The following is a 12,145-nucleotide window of genomic DNA, read 5'->3' on the forward strand; positions in this document are numbered from 1 at the left end:
GTCGGGTCGGGGGCTATCATGCGGCGTTCGAGGCCGGCGAGGACTACGATTTCTGGCTGCGCCTCGCCGATATCGGCGAGGTGGCGATCCTGCCGGAGCCGCTGATCCGGTATCGCGAGCATGGCGGCAGCGTCACCCGGACAAGACAACTGCGCCAGATCTACTCCGCCCGGCTCGCCAAGCTCGCCGCGGCGGAGCGGCGGGCCGGGCGGCCCGACCCGTCGGCCGCACTCTCCGCCCCGCCCGATTGGCACGACCCGTCCCCCGGTCCGTTCGAGCGCGAGAGTTCGCTGCTGTTCCGAGTGCTGGAACTGGCCGATCCTGCCGTTGCAGCCAAGACCTCCGCCGCGGCGATCGATCTCGACGCCATCACCTCACAACTTGCGGGTCTGACCGCCGGTGAACGCAAATTCGCACGAGCCGCGCTGCTCAACCTGCTGCGCCGGCACCACGATGCGCCCGAGATTTCGCGCGCGAAGCTGTACTGGTTGCTGCTCAGGCTCGGCCCCTTGAAGGCGGCCAAGTTACTGATCGCGAAATAATTGGCGAACGCCTTCGGGCGCAATCGGACTACGTCGCGGCCCGACCCGGCTGCACGAAACGTCTGGCCAGCGCGTGATAGATCCCCTCCTCGGCGATCAGCCGCGAGGTCGCGTAGGCGACCAGAGCGGTGGCCATCAGCGGAATCACCATCGCGTGGTTGTCGGTCATCTCGATCACGATGACGAAGGCGGTGATCGGAGCCTGCACCACGCCGGAAAAATAGGCCACCATCCCGAGCAGCATGATCGCCGCGATCGGCGTCGCCGGAAACAATGCCGCGACGTTGCTGCCGAGCCCGGCGCCGACGGCGAGCGAGGGCGAGAAGATGCCGCCGGGCAAGCCGCTGACCGAGGAGAGCGTGGTCGCGAAGAACTTCAGCACCCCGAAATCCTCCGGCAGCGCCGTGCCGCTCTCCAGCGCCGACTTCACCTGGGTGTAGCCGGTGCCGTAGATCGTGTCGCCGGACACGAGACCGCAGATCGCGACCGCAAACCCGCAGACCAGGGCCACGATCAGCGGCCAGCGATTGAACACGGCGGATGCGCCGGCTGCGACGACGAGGCGGATGAACAGACCGCCGGCCGCCCCGCCGACGATCCCGCAGGCCGGAATCGCCAGCCAGTCGAGGCCACCGCGCAATCCCATCGCGCTGGTGCCGAAATACGTGTAGTTGCCGAGCAGCGCGATCGACGTCAGGCCGGCAGCCACCACCGCCGCAATGATCAGCGTGCTCGACCGCGTTTCGAACGAGCGGCTCATTTCCTCGATGCCGAAGATGATTCCGGCCAGCGGCGTGTTGAAAGCCGCGGCGACGCCTGCCGACGCGCCGGCCAGGATCAGGCCGGGCTGGCGGCGCGGCGAGAAGCGGCCGAGCGCGAACATGATCGAGGCGCCGATCTGCACCGTCGGCCCCTCGCGGCCGACCGAGGCGCCGACCAGCAGACCGAACAGCGTCAGCAGAAATTTGCCGATCGCGATCCGCAGTGACACCAGCCTGGCTCGCGCCGTCTGATCGGTGAGGCGGCGCGCGGCGATCGCCTGCGGAATGCCGCTGCCCTGCGCGTTCTGGAAGAAGCGATTGGTGAGGTACACCGACAGCAGAAAGCCGAGCGGCGTCACCAGCAGCGGCAGGTAGCGCGAGTGGCCGAGCAGGCCAGCGAACAGCAGTTGCGCCCAGTCGGCGAGCTGCGCCAGCGCCGCCGCCGCAGCGCCCACCACGACGCCGCCGAGCAGAAAGATCGCCCGCCGCCGCGACCGCGTCGACGCGATGATCAGGATGCGCTTGTGGCGGTGGGACAGAGCAAACTTCATCGCCGTGATCAGCAGCTCAGGCAGGCTTGAATGAGACGTCTTTCTTGACGCGCATCGCTCGAGCGAGTCCAGCGCGAACCGGCGTCACTTTGACGTGACCTGCGCGGGCACGCCCCAAATACAAAAGAGCGCGCCTGAACGGACGCGCTCTTTCGAAAATCGAACAAGCCGGCGTTCTCAGTTCACGCCGAGCTTCTTCTGCAGATTGGTCGACGAGGTCGTGTACTGGAACACGACACGCTTGTCCGGGTAGACGTACTTGACGGCCTTCTGCGCCATCAGCGCACCTTCGTGGAAGCCCGACAGGATCAGCTTCAGCTTGCCCGGATAGGTGTTGATGTCGCCGATCGCGAAGATGCCGGGGACGTTGGTTTCGAACGTGCCGGTGTCGACCGGGATCAGGTTGTTCTCGAGCTCGAGGCCCCAGTTCGCCACCGGGCCGAGCTTCATGGTGAGACCGAAGAACGGCAGCATCGCGTCGCACGTGATCTGCGACACCGAGTTGTCGTTGAGCTTCACGGTCGCACCGGTGAGCTGCCCGTTGTCGCCCTGCAGCTCGGTGATCTGGCCGATCTTGAGATCGAGCTTGCCGCTGGCGACGAGCTGGCGCATCTGCTCGACCGAATGCGGCGCGCCGCGGAATTCGTCGCGGCGGTGCACCAGCGTCATGCTCTTGGCGATCGGGTTGAGGTTCAGCGTCCAGTCGAGCGCGCTATCGCCGCCGCCGACGATCAGGATGTCCTTGCCGCGGAAGTCTTCCATCTTGCGCACTGCGTAGTGCACCGACTTGCCCTCGTAGGCTTCGACACCGGGCACCGGCGGACGCTTCGGCAGGAACGAGCCGCCGCCGGCCGCCACCACCAGCACGGTGCATTCGAACACGGTGCCGGCGTTGGTGGTGACGCGGAACCCGGGGGCGCCGATCTTCTCGACGTTCTCCACCATCTCGCTGAGATGGAAGGTCGGGTTGAACGGCTTGATCTGCTCCATCAGCGCTTCGGTGAGTCCGTGGCCGGTGATCATCGGTACGCCGGGAATGTCGTAGATCGGCTTCTCCGGATACAGCTCGGCGCACTGACCGCCGACCTTGTCGAGGATGTCGACGAGGTGAGTCTTGACGTCCAGCAGGCCCAGCTCGAACACGGCGAATAGTCCGCACGGACCCGCGCCAACAATCAGCACGTCGGTTTTGATCGTTTCGGTCATCTTGGTTTCTTTGTCGGTTGAAGATGTTCGGACGCGGGCGGTCCGGTCGCGGCCTGTCTAACCAAGCCCGGCGGGGGAGAAAAGCCATAAAAGACTATTGGTATCTTGTTCTAGCGCAAGATTTGCGTTCAATGGTTCTAAAAAGCCCGGAGAATGGCCCTTGACCGCACGATCTCGTGACCACGCGCTGCCGCAGCTCGCCGACTTCCCGTTCCGCCTCGCGGACAACGTCCGCTTCGCCGACCTCGATCCGAACAACCACGTCAACAACGCGGTTTACGCCAGTTATTTCGAGACCGGCCGGGTCACGCTGATGAAGGATCCGAACCACGGACTGATCCCGCCCGGACTATCCTGGGTGCTGGTCCGGCTCGACATTCACTTCCGCAGCGAACTGCACTGGCCGGGCAAGATCGAGCTCGGGCTCGGCCTGGTCAAACTGGGGCGCACCTCGACGCATTTCGATCAGGTGGTGTTCTCAGAAGGCGTCTGCGTCGCCTCGGCGCGCGCCGTCACCGTGCTGGTCGACGAGACCAGCCGCAAGCCGGCGCCGCTGACCGAACAGATCATCGCCAATCTGGCGCCGTGGTGGCGCCGCGGCATCGAACACGACTGATACTCGAGCGGTCCTACCTCGAATCGGATCGGGACCGCGCTTCGGCGTGCTCACAACGAAGACGCCGATCAATAAGAGAGCCGCCGCGCAGCAGTCCGCGCGACGGCTCTCTTATAGCAGATAGCTGAATTCAGGCCTGGCGTTCGGGCGTGGTGACGATCAGCCCGTCGAGCTCGTTCGAAACCTTGATCTGGCACGACAGCCGAGAATTCGGGCGGACATCGTAGCCGAAATCGAGCATGTCCTCTTCCATCGGGGACGGGCCGCCGACCTTCTCGCGCCAGGCTTCGTCGACATAGACGTGGCAGGTCGCGCAGGCGCAGGCGCCGCCGCATTCTGCCTCGACGCCGGGAATGGCGTTGCGGATCGCCGCTTCCATCACCGTCGCGCCTTCCTCGACTTCGACAGTGCGGGTTTCACCGGTGTGATCAACGAAGTGAATCTTGGCCATGATTGCTCGTCGGACGCTTTGCTCGTTTTATGAATTATGGACTGACGCGCCAGTCCTATAGCGTCTCGGCCGGCGTTCCGCCAGCCGTCGCGCCTTTCAAAAGCCGGGGCGGGACGGCTTGACGCGGTCGTCGATCGCGGCGCGGGCGTGGTCGACCGCAGCTTCCAGCACGGCGAGCGGTTCCGCGGCGTCCTCGCCGCGGCGCAGTGCATCTTCGACACCGGCGGCGGCGTCCGCCACTGCGAACGCGCCGATCGAGCGGGCCGAGCCTTTCAACGTGTGGGCGAGTGCCGCGGCATCGGCCGGCCACGACGCCAGCAGCGCCATCAGGCTGGCGGCCTGGGCGGTGAACAGCAACAGCACTTCACGCTCGAGCGCGGCGTCGCCGAGCGTCATCTTTTGGAGATGCGCGTCGTCGATCGGCTCGAAATCCGGAACCAGCGGCGGCGATGGCATCCATTCGATCCGTTCGACCTGTAGTGGCACGTCTCACCTCGGGACAGAATTGCGGTTTTCCACATCTGGGCAATCCAGGCCGGGAAGCGAACCACGAGTCTGGTTAACGCATTCTTGCCGGTGCAGGTGCACCGTTTTGGGACAACGTCGCGAATTTGCCGCTCTGATGTCGCTAAAATGCCACCGTTACCGTTCGGCCAGGTAGGATTTTTCCGTTCTCCGAAGGGCTTAGCCCCCGATGCCGTTAACGATGATTAAGAAAGTCTTAATCCGAACCATTTCATTCGCGGCATCCAGCCAATAGGATGTTTCAGGAAGTGGCGGACAAAAGCGCGGTGGGAATGGGGTTCAACTTCGCCGTGCTGGGGGAGCACCGAGGGGCCTGTCTGCGGTCTCCACTGAACCGACGTCCCCGGATGCGTAACAAGGGCGTAAATCAAGATGGCGAACAATCCCAAGAAGATCAAAGATCCGACCGAAGTCGCGCTGTCGGCGATTCAGGAAGCCCTGAATATCCCCGATGCGCCGCCGGCCGGTGACGATCAGGGCGACCGGCCCAAGGAAAGTGTGCCAGTTTCGGACACCGAGCCCAGCTTCTCCGATCTGCCCGAGCTGGCCGCCGAGCCTCGGATCGCGCCGCCGGCGCCGAGCTTCGAGCCGGCCGCCGAACGCAATTTCGCCAGCCGCCCCGCCAACGACGACCGCGAAACCATCGGCCAATTGCTGCAGTCGCTGCAGAAGGGCCGCACCACCCGCAACGTCTACACGATCGCGTCGATTTTCGCCGGCGTCTGGGTGTTCGGCGGCATCGTGCTGACCATCAGCTTCCTGCCCTCGCTGCAGGCCGTGATCGGCCAGGGCAGCGGCGGCGTGCTGGCGCTGGCCGGCCTGCTCGCGCTGTTTTTCGCCCCGGTGATGCTGTTCTATTTCCTCGCCAGCCTCGCCTGGCGCGGCCAGGAACTGCGGATGATCGCCCAGTCGATGGCGCAGGTCGCGATCCGGTTTTCCGAACCCGAAATCGCCGCCAGCGACTCGGTGGTGACCGTCGGTCAGGCGATCCGCCGCGAGGTCGCCGCGATGGGCGACGGCGTCGAGCGCGCGATCGCGCGTGCCAGCGAACTCGAAGCCCTGGTCGCCAACGAGGTGTCGGCGCTGGAGCGCGCCTATTCGGACAACGAAGTGCGCATTCGCGCGCTGCTGCAGGACATCGCCCATCAGCGCGACAATCTGGTCGGCCAGGCCGAGCAGGTCCGCAGCGCGATTTCCGGCGTGCAGATCGACCTGCGCCACGACATCGCGCTGATTTCGGACGCGATCGCCAGCCGCGTCGACGAAGTCGCCAAGAGCATCACCAGCGCGCTGGAAGAGCGCGGCGCCCACATCACCAGCGCGCTCGGCCACGCCGGCGACAATATGATTCTTGCGCTTGGCGAGCGCGGCGGCGAACTGCTCGACCGCCTCGAGGAGGCCAGCGCCGAGACCACCCGCGCGGTGCTCGACGCCAGCGAGCGGCTGACCACCAGCCTCAACTTCAAGACCGGCCACGTCCACGCCGAGTTCGTCGAACTCGCCGATCGCGTCCACGACATGATGAACGAGCGGCTCGACCGCATCACCACCGACTTCGAGCAGCGTTCGTCGACCATCATCGACGGCATCTCGGAGCGCACCGAGCAGGTGCAGGATTCTCTGAAGAACTCCGGCGACTCGCTGCTGCTCGAACTCGAGCTGCGCAGCACCGATCTGGTCAGCAAGATCGACGACGCCGGCCATCGCCTCGCCGACCAGATCCTGACCAGCGGCGACAAGGCGAGCGAAGCGCTCGACGTCACCGTCAACACCCTGGTCTCCAAGGTGGTCAGCCAGACCGAAGCCACCCACGACACGCTCAGCATCCAGATCAGCGCGTTCGACGATCTGGTGAAGCAGCAGGGCACCGAGCTCGCCGAGAAGTTCGCGCGCGACAGCGGCACGCTCGGCGCGCTGATCACCCGTCACATCTCCGAATTCGACCGCACCGTGAAGACGTTCGGCGGCGAGATCGTCGAGCGGATGGGCCAGCGCACCCAGGACATCAACGACACCCTGAAGACCTACGTCGACAATTTCGACCAGCGCGTCGCCACCGGCTCCGGCGAGATCACCGCGCGGCTGGACGATCGCCTGCACCAGTTCGAAACCCTGTTCGACACCCGCGTCGGCAGCCTCGACGGCGCGATCGACAACCGCCTCAAGGCGCTCGACGACACCGTCGGCAATCACCTCAACTCGCTCGAACGCATCCTCGACACCCGCACCGAAGCGGTCTCCGGCAACATCGACGGCCGGATCGAGAAGCTCGCCTCGACGCTGTCGACCGGCGCCGCCAATGCGGTGGAGGCGATCGACTCGCGGATCGTGCAGCTCAGCACCACATTGTCGACCGGTACGTCGAGCGCCGCCGAGATCATCGACGGCCGGATCGCGACGCTGACCACCACGCTGTCGACTGGCGCGGCCAACGCCGCCGAACTGATCGACGACCGCATCACCACGCTCACCACGACGCTGTCGACCGGTGCGGTGCAGGCGATCGAGGCGATCGACTCGCGGCTGACCCACCTCACCCACTCGCTCACCGACGGCACCGCCCAGGCGATCGACGCGATCGATCACCGCATCGGCGCGGTCACCGAGACCATCGACAGCCGCACCGCCAATCTCAGCGCCACCGTCAGCGCGCGCTTCCAGGAGATCCACGACGGCCTCGAAAACCGCGTCACCGCGGTGATCAACGACGTCGACCTCCGGGTGTCGCAGTTCGAGGATCTGCTCGGCTCGCGGATCGAAGCCGTCGCCGGCCGGTTCGAGAGCAGCGGACGCGAGGCCAGCGAGCTGTTGATGGCCCGCGCCGAAGAGCTGTCGCTCGGCATCAAGACCAACGTCGCCGACGCCGAACGCACGCTCACCAGCCTGGTGGTCAGCACCGGCGACACCATCCGCAGCAGCACCCAGTCGGCCCGCGAATCCATGCTGTCGGTGTCGACCGACGTCGGCGCCCAGTTGCAGGTCACTTCGGCGGAGATCGAGCGTGCCCTCACCTCGGTCGGTACCACCGCCGCCGCGACCGTGGTGTCGAGCGCGACCGAGGCCCAGGCCAAGCTGACCATGGTGTCGACCGAAGCCGCGATGCAGTTCCGCTCGCTGTCCGACGATATCGAACGCACCCTGTCGGCGGCCGGCACCGCGACCGCCGCGACCGTGCTGGCCGGCGCCCGCGAGGCCCAGACCACGCTGGTCGCGACCTCGACCGATGTCACCAACCAGGTGAAGTCGCTGACGTCCGACATCGAGCGCACCCTGAGCGAGGTCGGCGGCAACGCCGCGGCGTCGCTACTCGGCAGTGCCCGCGAGGCGCAGAGCACGCTTACCACCACGTCGACCGACGTCGTTGCCCAGGTGAAGTCACTCGCCTCTGAGATCGAGCGCAGCCTGACGGAGGCCGGCGGCTCCACCGCGGCATCGGTGCTGGTCAGCGCCCGCGAGGCGCAATCCGCCCTCACCACCACCTCCACCGAAGTCGCCAATCAGGTGAAGTCGCTGGCCATCGACATCGAGCGCACCCTCACCGGTGCCGGCGACACCACCTCGGCCTCGGTGCTGGCGAGCGCCCGCGAGGCCCACGCCACCCTGGTGTCGGCATCGTCCGAGGTCACCGGCCAGATCCGTTCGCTGTCGACCGACATCGAACGCACGCTTTACGCGGCCGGCAACGCCACCGCCGAAGCCGTGCTCAGCGGTGCGCGCGCCGCGCAGTCGACCCTGGTCTCGGCTTCGGAAGAGACCTCCGACAAGGTCAAGTCGCTCAGTGCGGAGGTTCAGCGCACGCTGCTCGAAGCCGGCACCACGACCGCCGATGCGATCGTCGCCGGTGCCCGCGAGGCACAGTCCACGCTGGTCGCCGCGTCGTCGGAAACCACCAGCCAGGTGACGACGCTGACCGCAGACGTCGAACGCCGGCTGTCCGCCTCCGGCGCCAGCACGATCGAGACCATCGTGGCCGGTGCGCGTGAAGCGCAGAACACCCTGGTGGCGACCTCGACCGAGGCCGCCAACCAGGTCAAGTCGCTGGCCAGCGACGTCGAGCGCACGCTCACGGCTGCCGGCAGCGCGACCGCCGGTGCCCTGCTCGCCAGTGCGCGCGAAGTCCAAACCACCTTGGTTTCGACCGCGACCGAATCCGCCGACCAGGTCCGCTCGATCGCCGCCGATGTCGAGCGCACCCTCGTCGCCACCGGCCGCAGCACCGCGGACTCCATCCTGGCCGGCGCCCGCGAGGCCCAGACCACGCTCGCGGCCGCATCGGGCGAAGCCGCCAACCACGTCAAGTCGCTGGCGGTCGACGTCGAGCGCACGCTGACCGGCGTCGGCGCCGCGACTGCATCGACCATCCTCGACAGCGCCCGCCAGGTGCAGGCCGCGCTGACCTCGAGCACGGTCGACGCCGCCGGCCAGATCAAGGCGATCTCCGCCGAGATCGAGCAAACGCTGTCGAACGTCACCAGCAACACCACCGACCACATCCAGGCCAGCGCGTCCGCCGCCCAGGCCACGCTGGTGGCGATGTCCAACGAGGTCAGCGCCAAGATCAAGTCGACCTCGGCCGACGTCGAACGGTCTGTGTTCGCCGCCAGCGGCAGCTTCGGATCGACGATTTCGGCCAAGAGCGAGGAGATCGTCGGTTACGTGCAGCAGCAGGCCGAACGGCTGTCGCAGATCATCGACGGCAAGCGCGGCGTGCTGGTCGAAGCCATCACCGGCAAGACCAGCCAGCTCACCGTCGAGATCGACCGCGTCACCGCCGATGCGCTGAACGCCATCGAGGTCCGCGGCAAGACCTTCTCGAACTCGATCCTGACCAACGGCACCGAAGTCGCCCGCTCGATCACCGGCGCCGGCGATCTGGCCACGAGCGCGATCAACAAATCGCTCAAGGATCTCGACCTCGCGTCGCGGTCGGCGATCGAACAGTCGCGCCAGGTCTCGGTCACCGCCGTCACCGAGATGCAGGAGACCAGCAAGATCCTGCGCACCGACACGGTGGCGCTGTTCGAGCGGCTGCGTGAAGGCAACATCCTGTTGCAGGAAGTGCTGACCGGTGCCCACGAGAACCTCAACTCGCTGGAACGCGCGCTGGTCACCCGGGTCGCCGACTTCGTCACCACCATGAACGAGGTCAACGCCCGCAGCGGTGCCGCGACTCAGACGCTGGAAGACCAGCTCACCGGCTTCCACGCTAAGACCGCCAAGGCGCTGGAAGATCTCGGCGCGCTGTCGGCGCAGTTCGAGGCTCACGGCCACGCTTTGGCCGAGGCGGCCGACCTGCTCGAGCACAGCAACCGTGCGGCGTCGAGCTCGGTGACCGATCGCAGGGAGGCACTGGAATCGCTGGTGACCACCCTCGATCTGCGCACCACCGATCTCGACCAGCGGCTCGGCCGGTTCACCAGCCTGCTGGATGAATCGCTCGCCGCCGCCGAGGAGCGCGCCCGCGACATCGCGCGGATCGTCGCCGAAACCGCCGGCGCCGGCTCGGCCAGCATCTCGCAGCAGTTCGAAGCGGTGCGCAACGCCGCCGAGCACGAGCGCCGCCTCACCGTCGAGGCGATGCATCAGGTGTATCAGCAGGGCACGCAGGAAGCCGACGCGCTGTTCAAGCAATCGGCCGATCGCTTCACCTCGATCGTCCAGGGCATCAAGCAGATGGCCGCCGAGATGCACCACGAGCTCGAATCCACCCGCGAGGAGCTGCGCCGCGGCGTGCTCGAAATCCCGCAGGAGGCGGCCGAGAGCACCGCGCAGATGCGCAAGGTGATCGTCGACCAGATCGAAGCGCTGGCCGAACTCAACCGCATCGTCGCCCGCCACGGCCGCGGCATGGATGTGGTGACGCCGACCCGCGCCGCCGCCACCAACCGCGAGGCGGAGCCGGTGCTGGCCGCCGCCAGCAGCGGACGCGCCGAAACGATCGCCGCCCGCCCGGCTTCACGAGGCCGCGACTCCAGCGCCGCGACGCTGCCGCCGCCGGACCTCGGCCTGCCGGCCGGGCCGCGCCGCACCGAAGCGCCGCCGGTCGCGCCCGGCAACGCCGACCAGGGCCGTGACGGCTGGCTGTCAGAGCTGCTCAACCGCGCCGACACCAGCGCCGAGCGCGAACCGCCGCGCGGCCGCGCCGCCCAGCAATCCCAGGCTGCGATGAGCGGCAATCCGCTGGAATCGCTGTCGCTCGACATCGGCCGGCTGATGGACCGCAACCTCGCGCTGGAAATGTGGGAGCGCTATCAGCGCGGTGAGGCGAAGTCCTTCACCAAGCGGCTGTACACGCCGGCCGGTCAGAAGGCGTTCGACGAGGTCGCCCGCAAGTATCGCAGCGAGCGCAGCTTCAAGCAGACCGTCGACCGCTACATCGCCGAGTTCGAGCGCCTGCTCGACGAGGTCGCCCGCGACGACAACGCCCCGCAGGCGCTGCGCGGCCACCTCGCCTCCGAGACCGGTCTGGTCTACACGCTGCTGGCTCACGCGGCGGGGCGGCTGGGATAAGACAGCGCCTGCCCGCGGCTCGGGCAGCGGGGTCAGCTATCAACGAGCAGAGCGGGGGCCGGTGGTCCCCGCTTTTCGTTTGGCGTTGTGGAAGCGGTGTAGCACCGCTATCTCACGTCGAGACGCTCCCCAGTTTCTGGCCCGCATCAAGTCTGGGACACACCATGCCTTCCGAACCCCGCTCACCTCGCCTCGCCGTTCTGATCGATGCCGACAACGCATCCGCCAAGATCGCCGACGGGCTGTTCGAAGAGATTGCGAAGATCGGTGAAGCCAGCGTTCGCCGGATCTACGGCGACTTCTCCACCCAGCGCTCGAAGGGCTGGGCCGATATTCTGGCGAAACACGCCATCATTCCGCAGCAACAGTTCGCCTACACGACGGGGAAGAACGCATCCGACATCACGCTGGTGATCGATGCGATGGACCTGCTTCACAGCGGCCGTTTCGATGGCTTCTGCCTGGTTTCGTCCGACAGCGACTTCACCCGTCTCGCCTCCCGGATTCGCGAGCAAGGCGTCGACGTGTTCGGCTTCGGCGAACAGAAAACCCCGGAGAGTTTCCGGCAGGCGTGCCGGCGCTTCGTCTACACCGAGAACTTGATCGCCGGAGCGGCCGACAGCAAGGGCACGGCGTCGGCTGCGAAACCGCTTCAGCCGCCGAGCGCAGCCACGCCGATCATCGAACGGGTGATCAAGCAGATGGAAAGCGAAGACGGCTGGGTGTCGCTCGGTGAAGTCGGCAAGCGCCTGTCCAATCTGGCGTCCGACTTCGATCCGAGAACCTTCGGCTTCCGCAAGCTGAGCGACCTGGTGCGAAAGACCAACGCGTTCGAGCTGGAGCAGCAGAACGGCCACTCGATGCGGATTCGCCTGAAACCGATCGACGCACCGGCCGCCAAGACGACGTCCCGGCGGAGGCGCTCCGCAAGACCGAACCCGCCCACGGGCGGCGCCGAGTCCTGACCGGCCGGCGGCGCATGG

The 12,145-nt window shown here is 66.7% G+C and carries 7 protein-coding genes and 1 pseudogene; 4 read left to right on the forward strand and 4 right to left on the reverse strand.

All coding sequences use genetic code 11. The features are described 5' to 3' along the window. Positions 1–542, forward strand: a pseudogene (locus DU475_RS04945) (glycosyl transferase); the annotation flags it as partial. Between the two features lie 28 nt (positions 543–570). On the opposite strand, the gene DU475_RS04950 reads toward DU475_RS04945, so the two are convergent. Both DU475_RS04950 and DU475_RS04955 read right to left on the reverse strand, forming a co-directional pair. Continuing rightward, a complete protein-coding gene (locus DU475_RS04950; protein WP_164630991.1) occupies positions 571–1,854 on the reverse strand; it encodes a chloride channel protein in 1,284 nt (427 codons plus the stop codon). Positions 1,855–2,031: 177 nt separating this feature from the next. Then, positions 2,032–3,060, reverse strand: a complete 1,029-nt coding sequence (locus DU475_RS04955; protein ID WP_164630992.1) for an NAD(P)/FAD-dependent oxidoreductase — start codon at positions 3,058–3,060, stop codon at positions 2,032–2,034. 160 nt (positions 3,061–3,220) lie between these two features. Here DU475_RS04955 and DU475_RS04960 point away from each other — a divergent pair, with 160 nt between their 5' ends. Then, positions 3,221–3,676: an acyl-CoA thioesterase gene (locus DU475_RS04960; RefSeq protein ID WP_047308622.1), complete on the forward strand. Its 456-nt coding sequence runs from the start codon at positions 3,221–3,223 to the stop codon at positions 3,674–3,676. Between the two features lie 130 nt (positions 3,677–3,806). On the opposite strand, the gene DU475_RS04965 is transcribed toward DU475_RS04960, so the two are convergent. Together DU475_RS04965 and DU475_RS04970 are read right to left on the reverse strand one after the other, a co-directional pair. Further along, positions 3,807–4,127 (reverse strand): 2Fe-2S iron-sulfur cluster-binding protein, encoded by a 321-nt coding sequence (locus DU475_RS04965; protein WP_013501171.1) that lies wholly within the window; start codon positions 4,125–4,127, stop codon positions 3,807–3,809. 96 nt (positions 4,128–4,223) lie between these two features. Continuing rightward, entirely contained in the window at positions 4,224–4,583 is a 360-nt protein-coding gene (locus tag DU475_RS04970; protein ID WP_142883304.1) for an Hpt domain-containing protein, read from the reverse strand. A 441-nt stretch (positions 4,584–5,024) separates the two neighbouring features. On the opposite strand from DU475_RS04970, the gene DU475_RS04975 reads away from it, so the two are divergent. Both DU475_RS04975 and DU475_RS04980 read left to right on the forward strand, forming a co-directional pair. Next, entirely contained in the window at positions 5,025–11,162 is a 6,138-nt protein-coding gene (locus DU475_RS04975; RefSeq protein WP_164631001.1) for an apolipoprotein A-IV repeat region-like domain-containing protein, read from the forward strand. A 164-nt stretch (positions 11,163–11,326) separates the two neighbouring features. Further along, on the forward strand, positions 11,327–12,127 hold the full coding sequence (locus DU475_RS04980; RefSeq protein WP_013503876.1) for an NYN domain-containing protein: 801 nt from the start codon (positions 11,327–11,329) through the stop codon (positions 12,125–12,127). The last annotated feature ends 18 nt before the right edge of the window (positions 12,128–12,145 follow it).

The sequence above is a fragment of the Rhodopseudomonas sp. WA056 genome (assembly GCF_010906995.1).
Classification (GTDB): domain Bacteria; phylum Pseudomonadota; class Alphaproteobacteria; order Rhizobiales; family Xanthobacteraceae; genus Rhodopseudomonas; species Rhodopseudomonas palustris_G.

Bases quoted from the DNA above. Each gene is read 5' to 3' on its own strand.
- DU475_RS04950 (WP_164630991.1), bottom strand. From the start codon at position 1,854: ATGAAGTTTGCTCTGTCCCACCGCCACAAGCGCATCCTGATCATCGCG.
- DU475_RS04955 (WP_164630992.1), bottom strand. From the start codon at position 3,060: ATGACCGAAACGATCAAAACCGACGTGCTGATTGTTGGCGCGGGTCCG.
- DU475_RS04965 (WP_013501171.1), bottom strand. From the start codon at position 4,127: ATGGCCAAGATTCACTTCGTTGATCACACCGGTGAAACCCGCACTGTC.
- DU475_RS04970 (WP_142883304.1), bottom strand. From the start codon at position 4,583: ATGCCATCGCCGCCGCTGGTTCCGGATTTCGAGCCGATCGACGACGCG.
- DU475_RS04975 (WP_164631001.1), top strand. From the start codon at position 5,025: ATGGCGAACAATCCCAAGAAGATCAAAGATCCGACCGAAGTCGCGCTG.
- DU475_RS04980 (WP_013503876.1), top strand. From the start codon at position 11,327: ATGCCTTCCGAACCCCGCTCACCTCGCCTCGCCGTTCTGATCGATGCC.